Source organism: Methanooceanicella nereidis (assembly GCF_021023085.1).
GTDB lineage: Archaea > Halobacteriota > Methanocellia > Methanocellales > Methanocellaceae > Methanooceanicella > Methanooceanicella nereidis.
Genome location: NZ_PGCK01000002.1, coordinates 132,376 through 147,147, shown reverse-complemented (window position 1 = coordinate 147,147; position 14,772 = coordinate 132,376). Strand labels below are relative to the sequence as shown.

The window sequence follows — 14,772 nt, the reverse complement described above, 5'->3', positions numbered from 1 at the left end:
AATAAATTCTCTCGTTCTATCATTACTATCATACGACCCTTATCTATCCGTCTCACATAATGTTAAAATGACATTTAACCATGTTGCGGCCTCTTCTTGAGCATGCCTGTTATTCCCGGATACCGTTTTACGATATCTTTTTTAAATGCTTCGGCCTCTTCCTGTTTTCCGAGCAATGTCATCGCCTGGTCTATCTGGCCGTATGCGAATAACACCCCTTCAAAATAGTCGATGCTAAAAGAATAGTTAAGCATGGACTTAAAATAGTCTATAGATGACTTATGGTCCTGTTTTGACTTATATACAAGGCCAATATTGCCGATCTGGTTGGCTATGCCTTTTTTATTCCGTATCTCCTTATTGACCTTTAGCGCCTTTCTGTAATATTCGAGCGCTTTATCCGGCTCTTTCATATTCAGGTATACGATACCCATGTTTCCATATGCAACCGATTTAAGGAACTTGGCTATGTTGCTGCCCATATACCTGCTTAATTCCTCCACCTCGTCAAAGGCGTTCAACGCACCCTTGAGGTCGCCGAGCAGCATTGAGCATGTACCAATATTGTTGCAGATGTTCATGAGGTCTATCTCATCCTCTATGCCCACCCGGGCGTCCTTGAAGCATTCGAGCGCATTCGAGAGATCACCGCACTCATAGTGGACTATTCCCAGGTAGAACCTGGTCATGGATCTCATTCGCTTGTTCCTTACTATGGCTGAACATTTCTCAAGATTTTCAATGGCTTTTTTGTGCTCATGACGGTTAATATATACGCAACTTTTTAAAACGCAGGTGTATGCTCTTTTTTCCTCGTCGATAGCTACCTCAAAAGCGCTTGTCGTGTATTTCTCGGCTATGTCGAGCTTACCCATCAATAAATAGTTCAATGCCATTATAGAATTGTATTCGTAGCACAGGAACTGGTTTTTTAGGCCGGGCTCAAGCTTTGACAGGTATTTGACTATCATCGGCGAAGGATATATATTAAAAAGCAATATTCCCAGTGCTGTCAGCAGGTCGTTTTTTTCCTGCCCATCCGCCGCCTCTTTCTGAAGCCAGGCTATCGATGTCAACACTGGCTTGATCTCCTCCATCTTTCTGGAATGGTCCATCACTCTAAAATAATTCGGATAATTGGACAGCTTGTCCATCATGTCGAGGATCTTTATGCAATCTTCATGAGGGATAGGGTCGTTCTCATACTTTTTCAATAAAGATTCCACATAAAGCGAGATCGATGTCGGGGGCCGCATCTTACATATCTCCCCAAAGTTCAGCTCGCCAAATCTCCTGCAAGGCAGCGATCTTAATTCTTCCACGTAATCCTTTATGCCGGAATTTTCCAGGCTGACGATCTCCTTATTTAAGCCCAGTATGAACATGATGCCATTCATGGCTGCCTTAAATCTTTCTAAAAACTCTTGAAAGAGCACATCAAACCCCTCGAACGAAATCTCCCCTGTATATTTAATACGTGAACAGGTCCTTCTGAACACATCATACGACAATGACCTTCTAAGTCGCTGCCCGTCACCTTCCAGGTCATCGAACCCGGTATCGAACACCGTCTCTACCAGTGTGTCGACTTCCGGCCCCGTCAGCTTATCCCTGAAGACGTTCGCGGCAGTATCCCGTACGATATTCATAAATTCTTCGCGATCATGCCGGCCTTTTATCATCTCGATAGCCGTCTCATCGATCTCAAGCCCTATGCATCTGCCGATCTTCTCGACTGCTTCCCACTCCGTCATAAATCTCATATCCCCTCTCAGGATGGACTATAGTATGTGTGCAGGGCTTTGAGGATACATGATAGATTTTATATTAGTAATTTTTATATATTCTCGAAAAAAAGGCCATAAATATCATTTTAAATCCTTGATTATTGCGATAAAAGTCAATAATTCTCAGCCGGATCATCCCTGGATAATTAACCGAAAGGTGTACTATCCATGTATCCTGGGCGGTTTTTAGAAAGCATTTATCTTACCATATGATATGCCAGGGTCACTGAGGATAGGAATACTTTAATATGGTCATGACCGACATGAGTCATGTCCCGGTATAGCAGGTCGGACGATGGTCGTTCACCACAATCTCTTTTAAAAATATGGGACAATTTTTCGGGGTCGAACGTTTTGAGTCGCCGGCCACCATTGTCTATGAAAAAAATAAGGCCTATATGTTCCCTCTTACCACAAGCACCGGACAGGGCGCTTTTTTGACGACTTCTTCCGATACGCTTCCTATGAGTAAATGCTCCAGTCCGGATTTTCCCAGGCTTCCGACAACTATCATGTCGACACGTTCCTGGTCTGCAAGTTTTAAGATCTCCTCTCCCGGATATCCTCTGGCAATGAACGTGTTCACTATCACTCCGGATTCGTTCCCTTTCCTGACGGCATACCGAAGCGCTTCTTCTCCCTCGTTTCTTAATTTACTGTTCGCCTCTTCATATCCCCTGATGTCGTCATGATGTCCCATGGCATAGATCTCAAGGGTTTTCATGCTGATCACATATAGTGCGATAACTTCGGAGCCGAGCCTCTGTGCCATGCCAATACAATAGTCGACGGCTTTTTCACTATACTTTGAGCCGTCCGTGGCGATCAAAATCCTGGATGTCATGATACCACTCATAGATGTAAAGATTATTTTAATCTATCAAAATAGTATCGAGATATGTATCCAAAAACAGTGCTGATTTAACGGCATGAACGTTAAAAACATTCACTTTTCTGCTTTTAAGATACTTAACAATTCAACTGTCTTCTTATCCACTAACGAGTAATATACCCACTTGCCCGACTTTTTATCCGATATTATGCCGGCATACTTCAGCACTTTGAGATGGTGTGAGACAACGGTCTGCTGCATGTCCATTATTGCCATAAGCTCGCAAACGCATCTTTCTCCGCCCGCCAGCGCATATACTATCTTTACTCTTGCAGGGTCGGATAGGGCCTTGAAATATTCTGCCTGCTTTTTTATATGTTCCTCATCGGGAAGATCCTGCTTACAGCAAATGATCGCATCACCGATCATATCCTCGCAGCATTTAGAGTCTTTTTCCATGCGTACTCCGATCGAATTCTTTGCAACAAAGCATACATTCCTGTGAAAAAATAAAATGTTTTTGGGGTCTCATTTTATTATCTTTAATATTACGTCCTCTTTACGCGGAGGCGTATACTGTTCGTCATTCCCGGGATATCCGAATATGACGGGGGCCATAAGCGTATGCCCTTCAGGGATTCCTAATTCTTTCATGACCTGGCTATCTGAGCCTATCGGCATTCCCAGGCCGATCCAGCAGCTCCCTATCCCGTACGACCTTGCCGCAAGCATCATATTCTCTGCTGCCAGCGCACAGTCAACCTCCGGCCTGTATGCGTCCGGCGACGAAAAGATAAGCACGAGCACCGGGGCGTCATAGAATATGTTAAACGTCGGGCTGGATGCCATTCTGGCAAGGGATGCTATCCCCGGATCGTTATTATTATTCGCTACCTTTTCCAGCCATGCTTTTTTAGCTATGTCTGATAATCTTTTTATCAGTTCCCTGTTTTTTATTATAACAAATCGCCACGGCTGCCTGTTCATCGAGCTTGGCGCGTACGTACCTGCCTTAATTATGTCTTTCATGATCTCGTCGGGAATATCTTCCTGCCTGTACTCTCTAACAGACCGCCTTGAATATATTGTATCTAAAATGTCGCCCATGATCATGCCTCTTTTGATTTTCACGGCTTGAAAGCCACGATCTTCACGGTCGCAACATTACTTTTCCCCGTCATTCCGGCAAGCTGTCCCACATCATCAGAGCCGCACCCGCATCCGCACGAGTCGCTGCAGAGCAAGTAATAAAGCTCGTCAAAGCCATATACATGTTCGCTTTCGACTTTTACGCCCACAAAACCGGCCGCTTTCATTTTTTCTAAATAGTCTTCCAGCTTTATCGCTCCGCCTATGCAGCTCGCCCAGGTCTTGAGCTTTTCTCTTTCGTCCTGGCTTACATCCCTGGTAAGGACCATGTCCGATACGGCAAGCTTCCCTCCCGGCTTCAGGACCCTGAATACTTCCTTGAAGACTCTGTCTTTGTCCGGGCTCAGGTTTATCACACAATTGCTTATGGCAACATCAATCGAGCCGGACTCTACCGGCATGCATTCTATTTCCCCGAGCCGGAATTCCGCGTTCTCGACACCTATTGTTTTAGCCGACTTCCTGGCCCTCCAGATCATCTCGGGAGTTGCATCGACACCGATGGCTTTTCCGGCAGGCCCGACTTCCCTGGCCGCGATAAAAACATCAATTCCTCCGCCGCTGCCGAGGTCCAGTACGGTCTGCCCTTTCTTCAGATCTGCGATGGCTGTGGGGTTTCCGCATCCGGCACTTACCGAAAGGACTTCGGCGGGCAGTCCGGACATAGTCTCAGAAGAATACCCTATCTTAGATACGTATTCCTTTCCGCATTCGCAGTCCTGCCTTTCCGTAGACGCGAGCTTCGAATATTTTTCCTTGACCACCTTTCTTACAGAGATTTCATCGATTTTATCGCTAATGTTATCACCGACTAGATATTAACACATTTACATATTTAAATATGTTGATATGTTATTTGTACAAAAAACCGATAGAAAAAATCTTAAAAATTATATCTTAATAGTATGTCACATTAATTCCCTGTTATTTTATATTTAAGAAATCACGGAGTTAAGGGCTTAGTTCCTACGACTGACAATTATTATTACTATTTTGGGATTCCCTTTTTCTTTATGTATACCATCGCATTTATCGCCGCACTTGCCCCTTCGCCGACGGCTTTTGATATCTGGTGTATACCGCTCGTCACGTCTCCTGCTGCAAATACTCCCTCGATGTTCGTTGTTTGTTCAGGCCTGTTCACTTTGATATTACCTTTGGCGTCAAGGTCAATACCTAGTTCGCCGGCAAGCAGCGTGTTCGGTATGCCTCCCTCTATGAACACACCCTCGACTTCCTCAGTTCTCTCTTCTTGCTTATCGAGTACATACCTGATCCGCTCGACAAATTCTTTCCCTTCGATCGCCACGACTTTTGCGTTTCCTGTGACCTTGATCCTTTTAGAAGCCCTCATCTGTTCTTCATACATCGGCGCTTCGAGGTCTTTCTTTTCAGTAAGCGCTATGACCTCGCTGCAAAGTCCTGCAAGGTAGAGGGCGGATTTTGCCGCCTGGTCGCCATGCCCGACAAGCGCGACCTTTTTCCCTTTGTATAGCGTGCCGTCGCAAATAGAACAGTAAGATACGCCTTTGTACACGAATTCTTTTTCTCCCGGAATGTGAAGCTCCCGGTATTTCGCCCCTGTCGCTATGATCACGCTCTTACTCCTGTACTCTCCTTCATCGGTATAAAGGGTGAATAGCTCTCCCCTTTTTATGCGGGTTATATTAGATGGTATTAAATTGACATCATACTTTTTTACCTGCTCATCGAATTTTTCGATAAGGTCTATGCCCGGGATCGATTCTATGCCGGGATAGTTTTCCACCTGTCCGGCCTTGGCTATCTGTGACTCAAATATGTTGCCAAATACGATGGTCGATAGATCCGCTCTGCCGCAATATAATGCGCTTGTGAGCCCGGCCGGACCCGCGCCTATGATGGCGACGTCGTATACTTTTTCGCTCATACACTTATCTCCGGCTTTTAAACTAATATACTAATATTTGATAAACCATGATATATTTTCATCGGTGACGCTCTTTGTTTGTACTTTTCGATGAAATTTTTTGACCGACCTCGGCCAACAGGGAACGTTTGAACTTAAAAAAGAGTATGACCAGGTATTATCAATAAGAGAATATCCTGTAATGTTCATGCTATTACAAATACCTCTCATCATTCAGGTCTTGTTGATCCATCTGTCCTTGTAGCCAGAAGTTCTTTTCCTTTTTCTACGACGATAGCTACATTTTCGTCTATGGCCGGCGTCTTACCTTTTTTCATTCCCATGTCCGATAATCGAATATGCTCAATGTCTCTGTAGCCTGCCAATATCAGGGTATTTTTTCCACAATCCATCGGGCATCCGTCGATGACGAGTATCTTTGAAGCGACCTCTGCCACTGCCAGTAATCCGCTGATATGGCCGCCGATACCTGCAAGGCATGACATCTTACCTGCGCCGTCAGCTGAAAGCAACCTTGCTGCCCTGTCTGCTATTTCCCCGACATCTGCGGAACCGGAACATGCATATATGATATTCGGCGCTTTACTGCACATACACCCCTGTTCATCATTCTTCTCGGAGACCTTACTGTTATCCATTTGACAGCACCTGCCATAGTCATAGTATCAATGTGATCGTTATAAAGAGATGCGATCAATACCGCACTAATTTTAACAACTATTAAAATTAAAATGTTTATATTCATCGATTATAAAATTTTATTTAGCGTGCCTCTGGGAACTCCTCGTCATAACAAAAGAACACTTACCGGTGAAAAGATTAAAAACAACCGGAAAGCATACTCCAACAATCACTGTACCTTGACCACAAGAACCCTGCAATCGCAAAAACCCGGCTAATACTCTTACAGAGACTCGATTTTTTAAGTACCCTATCGACAAACTCTAAAAAACACTACTTCTTAAACCATTAACCAAAAAAAGAACCCATTATCCAAAATGCCTGTTTAAAACCAAAAAACAGAAAATACCTAACCACTACTCAAACAATCGCATAGAAATCATCACAACTACTAGATACAACATGACTTTCATTCTACAAAAGCACAAAAACCCGGAAAAATAAAAAAATCAATACTCGACCTTTCTAAGATTGAGTTTCTGCATCACGCTGAGATTTTTTATTTGGATATTTTTTAAGCTTAATGCTTTGTTTTCGATCAGGTGCCAGGACATCCATGCCAAGGGCACTGTGATAAGAAGCGTAGCGATGAGCAGAGTTAATGTATCGAGACTGAAGAAGTTTAATAGTGTCTGCTGGATCGGGTAGTGGAAAATGTATAGGCCATAGCTTATATCAGCTTTACTGCCTATCCCATTAATGTAAGGTATGCTTGTAAATGCGATGCCCAATACGATGTATGGTATGCAGATGAATGATGTCAGGAGCAATAGTTCATAGTTCGAGAATGATAGCACCCAGACAATTGAAGCCATGAGTACAAGGCGCTTGTCGTACTTTATTTTATCCTGGTTGAGGTAATAAATCGACCCGACCATGAAATACAAGGGATAACCTAACATCTGTGAATATAGCTTAAGCTGGTCTAGTATGTCATGAGATATGACCGGCAAAATAGTATGTAATGTATGAACGTTAATATAAAGATGGGCTCCAAGTATCAATAAAGTAAAGAGTGTCACAAAGTATTTTCTATATAATATGCCAAGAACTCCTAATGCCAATATTATCAGATACATGGTAGATTCTACAGGTAATGACCATAAAGCGGCATTTACCATGTTACTGGGGTTGTGTATGAAAACATCGGGAAGGTAGTAAGACGGGAAGAACACCGTTATAATGCTTAAGTAACCCCATGTGGCACGGCTGGTAAAATAGTCCCACAGGTTTTGATGTGTGGTTAGGGGACCAATTATAAAAATCGTTACTAGTGCTACCCCTGCGAGAGCCGGTACCAGCCTCAGGAATCGTGCCCATAGGAACCTTGGGATGTTGCGCCTTTTATACCAGCTCATCGTTATCAGGTAACCGCTTATTATAAAAAATATTGCCACGCCTATGCTACCAGTGGTTAGTGCGCCGTTCGTCAGTCGAAACAACGGGTCAAACTTGTAGGCACCCAGGACACCGTAAGTGGTGAAGAAGATTACCAGTAATGCGCCAGCAAGTCTCAAAAAGTCAAAATTGTTATCGTGTCTGTTGATCTTATCATTCACGTTCAATCCCCCAGTATATCATATTTTAACTATTTAAAAATAATTTGAAATACTCATATTAAAATATAAGCAATTGAATGCGCGATTTACCGGTAATTAAACAAAAAAATACCAAGCTTAGTAATTCTATATGTCACTTTATCAAGTGATGATGTAATTCATATTATTATTACTGTTCTTGGGTTTGTTTCTTGTTTTGCGAGGTAGAGTACTTGTATTTGTCTTGTTATCATTGTTACTCCGATTTTTTTCTTGTTCTAACCATTCCCCGGGTATTTACTTCTGTCATGTCCAGGTGTTCTTTTAATAGGTTATTTGTGTATTCGCAGTCCATACTGTTTTTATATAATTTGTTCAGTCTGTTTCCGTGTACAGGGGTGATGGTCTTGTAACCTGTATTTTCTCTCTTTTATGGGTGTTGCATTTATTTCTTCTGCATATCATGGGTATTCCCGGGCTCAGATCTTTTTATATTCTCTTTGGAGCCGTATCCCCTGTCAGAGAAAAATCCTTTTATGTTAAGCGTATTTGTATCGAATATTTTTTATGAGTGGTCTTATCTGTATGTTGTCCTGAACGCTCGCTCTTATCAGTGTGAAACATAGCAGGATAGCGAGGAAAGATCGTAGAGTATGTGCACACGGTATCATTTGTAATTTTCTTTGCTTATATCATCGTAACAACAATCAGTGTCACAGTCTTTCATGCTGTATTCCTGTAATATCGTGCTGACTATACAGATAAGACTAATATGATCTTGATTGACAAGCCCCTGTCATACTGTTTAAAAGTGTCATAATGCGGTCAAGGTGCCCGGATAACAACTTTGTAAATTTGCTAGAAGTGTTATGGTCAGGCAAACGGTCAAAGCCAAGAATTTTCTTAATATATTTATCACTTCTTAGAACATTTACCAGTTGCCTGACACTTCTGATACTTCTCAATTATATGTTTATTAAAGACATGAAAATAGCCACCTTGCTATGAACAGGCCTTATAAAAGAGTTACATTTTCAAAAAACTTGTAAGAACCCTTATCAACCGCTTCCGTTACAGCGATATTAACATCAGATAGTCTTTTACAATGATAATCCAAAGATAAATGGGGCTTCTATAAACTCATAACAACGTTTTTAATCGACATAAAACGCCCATTTCAGAAGCCTAAAACACTTTTACCTCATTAAGCCGCATCCTCTATATAAATATATAAAATTATAACTATTATATATCTATGTTTTTCTGGATATGAAAAGAACGATTGATCAGGAGGATCAATATGGGGATGAACGGTGCTGGACTGGGTTTCATAAGTAAATTTTTGACCCTATGGATATTTCTGGCAATGGTGGCGGGAGTAGCTATAGGTTATGTATACCCGGAAGTCGTGGATGTGCTGGACTCAGTACGCATAGAAGAAGTATCCCTGCCTATTGCCATAGGCCTTATCTGGATGATGTATCCTCCTCTGGCTGCCGTAAAATATGAGGAGCTATACCGGATCAGACAACAGGGCAAAGCTTTAAGTCTGTCCCTTATACAAAACTGGTTTATCGGCCCTGTACTGATGTTCGCTCTGGCATGGATCTTCCTTCCCGACCTTCCGGAATACCGTATCGGGATCATTATAATAGGGCTTGCCAGGTGCATAGCGATGGTGCTCGTATGGAACCAGCTGGCAAGCGGCGATAATGAGCTTTGCGCAGTGCTTGTGGCACTCAACTCTGTCTTTCAGGTCTTCCTCTATTCAATACTGGCATATATCTTCGTCACGGTGTTATCCTCATGGATCGGCGGGGCAGGAGCAGGGGCGGTCGTTGATATATCTATCTGGCAGGTAGCGAAAGCTGTGTTCATCTACCTGGGAATACCTTTCATCGGCGGTATTTTAACGCGATATATGCTTATCAGCCGTAAAGGTAAAGGCTGGTATGACAATGTTTTTATGAAGAAACTCGGGCCAACGGCATTGATCGGCCTTCTATTCACTATAATCGTGATGTTCTCAATGAAAGGCGAATATATCGTCACGCTTCCATTTGACGTCGTAAGGATCGCAATACCACTATTGATATATTTCGCACTGATGTTCTTTATTTCTTTCATCATGTCATATAGGCTGGGGTTCAAATATGCGGATTCCACAACGCTGGCTTTCACGGCTGCCAGTAATAATTTCGAGCTGGCTATTGCCGTAGCTGTCGCAGTCTTCGGGATCGGGTCCGGAGAGGCTTTTGCGGCCGTGGTCGGACCTCTTATCGAAGTACCGGTCATGCTGGCGCTTGTGCATGTGGCCAGACGACTGAGCCTTGCATGGTATCATCCCGACGGACGTCCAAATTATATGCACGTAGAGCCATGCGATCGCGGAGGAAACTAGGGGGATTGGAATGTTCGAAAAGATATTATATGCTATTGATTTCTCAGAGCATTCACAAAAAATGCTTGAGTGCTTATGCGAGATCCCCGGGGCAAAAGAGGTTATCCTATTGCACGTTATCGACTCAAAGACACTTGGGTACTGGGAATATAAGGAAATTGATAATATAAAGGTCCGGGAAGCCGAACTTTTGATCAATGAAAAGAAAAAAGACCTGGAATCCCTGGGATTAAAGGTCGATGTAAAAGTTGCTATCGGCATACCATCAAAGGAAATACTCCGTATGGCCGACGAAGAATGCGTATCCCTGATCGTCATGGGGGCTAAAGGCATGAGCCTTATAAAAGGGCTTTTACTTGGAAGCGTATCCTCGGAAGTGATGAGGTATTGTAAGACTAACCTGTTAATCATGAGGTACCGTGTTATAGAAAATATCGACGGGGAACTATATGAAAAGTTTTGTGAAAGGACATTTTCACGCGTCCTGTACTCGATAGATGAACGGACAAGGGCTGAAGCGATGGCTGATCTGGTAAAAATGATGCCGAAAGCCGATGAGGCCATACTGGCATATATTGTCGATAGGGGCGAAACGGGGGCTGAAATTGAAAGCCTGGTCACTTCAGGAAAAAATAAGCTCGACGCTATCAAGGAAATGCTGGATAATATAATACCTGTAATTGATTGTCATGTGCATATCGGCGAACCCGCAAAAGAGATAAGCAGGGTTGCGGAAGAAGAAGATGTTTCTTTAATACTCATCGATTCCAGGCCTTACGATAACGGCGAAGGTCGTACCGGCACGGTAGTAGATAATATTGTCAGATATGCAAAAAGGCCTGTAATGATGATCAAATTTTTATGACTTTAAAAAAAGAAAATGGATTTCTATTCAGATCTTACTAAAAAATACCAAATATATACCTTAAAGAGTAGTATAAGCCCACGGCTATGAATAATATGCCCGTGATCCTTCTTGCTTTCGTCTCTATCTTTGTGATCTTATTGAAGGCTTTGCTGACTGACCTGGCGCTAAAAGCGATCAGTAAAGCGAAAAAGACTACTGGCAACGCTGTGCCTATTCCATATAGTGCCGGATACAGTGTGTTTGACCCGTCCCTGACAGATAGCGGTATCAAACCGCCGAAGAATAATGCCGCCGATACCGGGCAAAAAGCCATGGCGAATATTATGCCTAATAATCCAGAGCTCCATACGTTATCGCTCTTCACTTTCTGCAAAGCCTTCTGGCTTATGCCGGTGCCCCTAAATTCAAATTTGATCATTTCCAGCAGCATCATCCCCGTGATGATCAATATCGGACCCAGAAGCTCATTCATATATTTCTGAAGGAATACGGCAACTTCCTGTATCGATAGAACGCTGGCCACTAAAAGTGCTCCAAGGATTACATATACGACTGATCTTCCTAAGGTATACAGGATTCCTGAATATATGACGTGTCGTACATTTTCGATACGCTTTCCTATGAATGATATGGCCGCAATATTGGTCGCAAGCGGGCATGGGCTGATCGAAGTGAGTATGCCGAGCCATAACGCGGCCATTGAACCTACTATAAGGCTATCCATTATATGTCCTCCAGGTATTCTTTGGTATTTTCCTGAACATATCTTATAAATGAGCTTTTATCTCCCAGTAATTCCCAGACTCTGTCCAGGTTCTTCCAGTTTACCTCTTTTCCGTCCCTTATCCCGGAAACTATGACCGATTTAATATAAAGATCATAATCTTTTATATAATGCCTGTTTTCCAGTTTATCTATATTGACCGCATGCCATTCAAGGGTCCCGTCGCTTATCTCTTTCGGAAACCCTTCCATAAGTGCCTGTTCCGTATATGACTCCATGTTCAGGCACGATGTACACCTGGCGTTAGTGTAAAAATAGTACACTACGACTTTATTTGCCGGACCCTGAATGCCGACAATGTCCCCGCTGCCTTTTACCGCCTGTGCTCCGGAGTCGTCCGGTAGATGTTTAAAGACTAAAAAAACAATGCTTATCAGCACGAAACAGATAAGCATGATAGCCAGCAAGTTTTTAGCTTTATCTTTTTGTGTCATTATTCGCTAAAAAGTCTAGGATATTAATAGCTCTTCGCCTTTTTCAGTCACACTGGCGATGTTCTCTTCATTGACAGGTGTCTTACCCTTTGCCATGCCCATATCGGATAACATTATATGCTTAAATTCCATATAGCCTGCTTTTTCAAGGGTCTTTTTCGCACAATTCTGGGGACAGCCATCAATGACAAGTATGGCTGAAGCACAATCTGCCACTGCCAGAAGCCCACTGATACCGCCTCCTATTCCGGCAAGGCACGACATCTTTCCGACCCCGTCTTTGGTGAGCTTTCTTGCTGCTCTATCAGCTATCTCTCCCACATCTGCCGATCCCGAACATGGGTAAATGATTTTCGGCGCTGTCCCACAGCCACAGCTGCAGCCCTCCTTATTCTCAACTTTTTTATTGTCCATTGTATGATCTCCTTTTATTATATATGGGACGGCCGGTAGGCATCATGACCTATATGGCCTATCTATTTCAATATTTATTGAAATAACAGGTATTAAAACATTTCGAACTTATATTTTTCGATACGGCATTATTAAGATAAAAAAAATATCTCAAGAGGTTACGCCCTCTTGAGTTACCATTATTTCCTTTTTCTCAAACCACGCGTATTTAGCATATCTCGCAAAATACACTAGTGACAGCATGACCGGGACTTCGATCAACGGCCCTATTACTGTGGATACGGCTACCATGGGCATCGCAGCAAATGCTGTTAAAGCGATGGCTATGGAAAGCTCGAAGTTCCTTCCAGTACTGTTAAACGCTATGGCTACGGAGTCCTCGTAGTCGCATTTGAACAGCTTTGCCGTAACGAACGTCACCATGAAAAGCACGCCGAAGAAAAGAGTCAGCGGCACTGCCATGTAAAGGATAAGTTCCGGTGTCTGAATGATCACGTCGCCTTCTAGCGAGAACATCACTATGAGCGTGAAGAGAAGCGCCAGAAGCTGTATCTTGCCAAGCGGCGGCAATATCCTGTTATCATACCATTGCTGTCCCTTCCACCGGATCAAGTACTTCCTTGTGAGATATCCTAACAGCAAGGGGAGGCCAAGATATAGCACAACGCTTTGCCCTATCATCCACATGTCCAGCGCTATCTGGGCGCCTATGATAAGGGCAATATAAAGGGGCGTGGTCAGCATCTGTATGAGCGAGTTCCAGGCCATCAGCGTAATGGCCAGGGCATTGTTGCCATATGAAAGATCCGTCCATACGAGCACCATCGCTATGCATGGTGCAACCCCAAGGAGTATCAATCCTATCCAGAGGCTCTGCGCCATCTCCTGGCTTATCATGCCCGTGTTCTGGAAGATCAATATGAAGAACAGGTAGCCGAAAGCCCATAGAAGGAACGGGTTCACGGCATAATTAAAGAAAACTACGATGCCAGCTTGTTTCCCTCCTGTCAGTGCTTTTTTAAGATCTTCCATCCTTATCTTTGTCATTGCCGGGTAGATCATCAGGAACAACCCTATCGGTATGCCTATGCTTGCCGCTTCCCCGAAAGAAGGCATGTATTTCCCGAGCAGCAATCCGATCGCCATACAAACGATTATCCATACCGGCAGTAATTTATCTATAAGGCCAAGCTCTTTTCTCTCAACCATACTGTCACCTATTTAATATCCTCTTCTCAATATCGCCTCAAGCTCCGACGCATGCGGCATAGATGCCCGGATCTTTCCGCATGTCTTCTCAATGTCGTAGTCAAGCCTGATGATCTCCGCTTTCCTTGATAACGTATCAAATACCATGCAAGAAGCTCTTATGTCGCCGTCACGGGGCTGGCCCGCGCTCCCGGGGTTCAATATGGTCATCCTTGAGGTATTTAATATAGCGGGCTTATGGGTATGTCCGACTACCAGGTAATCGCTATCCAGTTCAGAAGTTATTCGCTCAAGTATTTCTCGGGTAGTATCCGGGTAAATATATTCGAAGAAAGAAGACGGACTTCCGTGAGTAAAAGTGAACTTAACGCCGTCTATCTCTTTGTTTATGATAAGCGGAAGCGAAGCTAAAAAATCTTCGTCCTTCTGTTCGATGTTATCCCATGTATATTCGCGCGTCGCTTCTGAAAGGTGTTTATATTTATACCCGCATCCGCAATCCACATGCATGGCAACCGCATTATCATGGTTCCCTTTTATAGTTGGCACCTTATTGATCCGCACCCACTCGATGCATTCTGAAGGGTCCGGGCCATAATCCACAAGGTCTCCCATACAGAAAATCTCATCGTAGCATACATTATCGACTATGGCTCTCAGGGCCTCAAGATTGGCATGTATGTCCGATATTAACAATAATCGCGTCATATTCCTCTACTGGATCATGCGATCCGAGCCATTTCAATAATAGTACAAATGAGCAGTA

15 protein-coding genes are annotated in these 14,772 nt (G+C 43.4%); 2 read left to right on the top strand and 13 right to left on the bottom strand.

The genetic code is table 11. From position 1 onward, the window contains the following. Window positions 1-74: 74 nt before the first annotated feature. The 8 genes from CUJ83_RS02980 to CUJ83_RS02945 form a co-directional block, all read right to left on the bottom strand. Window positions 75-1,763 carry a tetratricopeptide repeat protein gene (locus CUJ83_RS02980; RefSeq protein WP_230740468.1) on the bottom strand — a complete coding sequence of 563 codons (1,689 nt, stop codon included), beginning with the start codon at window positions 1,761-1,763 and terminating at the stop codon, window positions 75-77. Window positions 1,764-2,181: 418 nt separating this feature from the next. Beyond that, on the bottom strand, window positions 2,182-2,631 hold the full coding sequence (locus CUJ83_RS02975) for a universal stress protein (protein WP_230740466.1): 450 nt from the start codon (window positions 2,629-2,631) through the stop codon (window positions 2,182-2,184). Between the two features lie 102 nt (window positions 2,632-2,733). Further along, entirely contained in the window at window positions 2,734-3,078 is a 345-nt protein-coding gene (locus CUJ83_RS02970) for an ArsR/SmtB family transcription factor (protein ID WP_230740464.1), read from the bottom strand. Between the two features lie 69 nt (window positions 3,079-3,147). Next, complete coding sequence (locus CUJ83_RS02965; protein ID WP_230740462.1) at window positions 3,148-3,750, bottom strand: nitroreductase family protein; 603 nt, start codon at window positions 3,748-3,750, stop codon at window positions 3,148-3,150. Continuing rightward, window positions 3,747-4,547, bottom strand: coding sequence for an arsenite methyltransferase (gene arsM, locus CUJ83_RS02960; protein ID WP_369423869.1), 801 nt, complete (start codon window positions 4,545-4,547; stop codon window positions 3,747-3,749). Before arsM ends, CUJ83_RS02965 begins: the two co-directional genes overlap by 4 nt. A gap of 209 nt (window positions 4,548-4,756) precedes the next feature. Further along, complete coding sequence (locus tag CUJ83_RS02955) at window positions 4,757-5,677, bottom strand: NAD(P)/FAD-dependent oxidoreductase (protein ID WP_230740458.1); 921 nt, start codon at window positions 5,675-5,677, stop codon at window positions 4,757-4,759. 209 nt (window positions 5,678-5,886) lie between these two features. Further along, a complete protein-coding gene (locus CUJ83_RS02950; RefSeq protein WP_230740456.1) occupies window positions 5,887-6,315 on the bottom strand; it encodes a putative zinc-binding protein in 429 nt (142 codons plus the stop codon). Window positions 6,316-6,807: 492 nt separating this feature from the next. Then, window positions 6,808-7,917 carry an acyltransferase family protein gene (locus CUJ83_RS02945; protein WP_230740454.1) on the bottom strand — a complete coding sequence of 370 codons (1,110 nt, stop codon included), beginning with the start codon at window positions 7,915-7,917 and terminating at the stop codon, window positions 6,808-6,810. A gap of 1,285 nt (window positions 7,918-9,202) precedes the next feature. Here CUJ83_RS02945 and arsB point away from each other — a divergent pair. Together arsB and CUJ83_RS02935 are read left to right on the top strand one after the other, a co-directional pair. Beyond that, entirely contained in the window at window positions 9,203-10,297 is a 1,095-nt protein-coding gene (gene arsB, locus CUJ83_RS02940; protein WP_369423868.1) for an ACR3 family arsenite efflux transporter, read from the top strand. A 10-nt stretch (window positions 10,298-10,307) separates the two neighbouring features. Further along, the gene (locus CUJ83_RS02935) at window positions 10,308-11,162 is read left to right on the top strand and encodes a universal stress protein (protein ID WP_230740449.1); all 855 of its coding nucleotides are present in this window, start codon (window positions 10,308-10,310) and stop codon (window positions 11,160-11,162) included. Window positions 11,163-11,199: 37 nt separating this feature from the next. On the opposite strand, the gene CUJ83_RS02930 is transcribed toward CUJ83_RS02935, so the two are convergent. From CUJ83_RS02930 to CUJ83_RS02910, 5 genes are all read right to left on the bottom strand, one after another. Then, window positions 11,200-11,889, bottom strand: coding sequence for an aromatic aminobenezylarsenical efflux permease ArsG family transporter (locus tag CUJ83_RS02930; protein WP_230740448.1), 690 nt, complete (start codon window positions 11,887-11,889; stop codon window positions 11,200-11,202). After that, a complete protein-coding gene (locus CUJ83_RS02925; RefSeq protein WP_230740446.1) occupies window positions 11,889-12,383 on the bottom strand; it encodes a nitrophenyl compound nitroreductase subunit ArsF family protein in 495 nt (164 codons plus the stop codon). The genes CUJ83_RS02930 and CUJ83_RS02925 overlap by 1 nt, the downstream gene beginning before the upstream one ends. Before the next feature lie 15 nt (window positions 12,384-12,398). Further along, on the bottom strand, window positions 12,399-12,797 hold the full coding sequence (locus CUJ83_RS02920) for a putative zinc-binding protein (protein ID WP_230740444.1): 399 nt from the start codon (window positions 12,795-12,797) through the stop codon (window positions 12,399-12,401). Window positions 12,798-12,947: 150 nt separating this feature from the next. Next, window positions 12,948-14,006 (bottom strand): arsenic resistance protein, encoded by a 1,059-nt coding sequence (locus CUJ83_RS02915; protein WP_230740442.1) that lies wholly within the window; start codon window positions 14,004-14,006, stop codon window positions 12,948-12,950. A gap of 12 nt (window positions 14,007-14,018) precedes the next feature. Then, window positions 14,019-14,714, bottom strand: a complete 696-nt coding sequence (locus tag CUJ83_RS02910) for a metallophosphoesterase family protein (RefSeq protein WP_230740441.1) — start codon at window positions 14,712-14,714, stop codon at window positions 14,019-14,021. Window positions 14,715-14,772: the final 58 nt, after the last annotated feature.

Excerpts from the sequence above, each read along its gene's own strand:
- CUJ83_RS02915 (WP_230740442.1), bottom strand. The coding sequence starts at position 14,006 with ATGGTTGAGAGAAAAGAGCTTGGCCTTATAGATAAATTACTGCCGGTA.
- CUJ83_RS02975 (WP_230740466.1), bottom strand. The coding sequence starts at position 2,631 with ATGACATCCAGGATTTTGATCGCCACGGACGGCTCAAAGTATAGTGAA.
- CUJ83_RS02930 (WP_230740448.1), bottom strand. The coding sequence starts at position 11,889 with ATGGATAGCCTTATAGTAGGTTCAATGGCCGCGTTATGGCTCGGCATA.
- CUJ83_RS02950 (WP_230740456.1), bottom strand. The coding sequence starts at position 6,315 with ATGGATAACAGTAAGGTCTCCGAGAAGAATGATGAACAGGGGTGTATG.
- CUJ83_RS02955 (WP_230740458.1), bottom strand. The coding sequence starts at position 5,677 with ATGAGCGAAAAAGTATACGACGTCGCCATCATAGGCGCGGGTCCGGCC.
- CUJ83_RS02970 (WP_230740464.1), bottom strand. The coding sequence starts at position 3,078 with ATGGAAAAAGACTCTAAATGCTGCGAGGATATGATCGGTGATGCGATC.
- CUJ83_RS02980 (WP_230740468.1), bottom strand. The coding sequence starts at position 1,763 with ATGAGATTTATGACGGAGTGGGAAGCAGTCGAGAAGATCGGCAGATGC.
- CUJ83_RS02935 (WP_230740449.1), top strand. The coding sequence starts at position 10,308 with ATGTTCGAAAAGATATTATATGCTATTGATTTCTCAGAGCATTCACAA.
- CUJ83_RS02910 (WP_230740441.1), bottom strand. The coding sequence starts at position 14,714 with ATGACGCGATTATTGTTAATATCGGACATACATGCCAATCTTGAGGCC.
- arsB (WP_369423868.1), top strand. The coding sequence starts at position 9,203 with ATGAACGGTGCTGGACTGGGTTTCATAAGTAAATTTTTGACCCTATGG.
- CUJ83_RS02925 (WP_230740446.1), bottom strand. The coding sequence starts at position 12,383 with ATGACACAAAAAGATAAAGCTAAAAACTTGCTGGCTATCATGCTTATC.
- CUJ83_RS02920 (WP_230740444.1), bottom strand. The coding sequence starts at position 12,797 with ATGGACAATAAAAAAGTTGAGAATAAGGAGGGCTGCAGCTGTGGCTGT.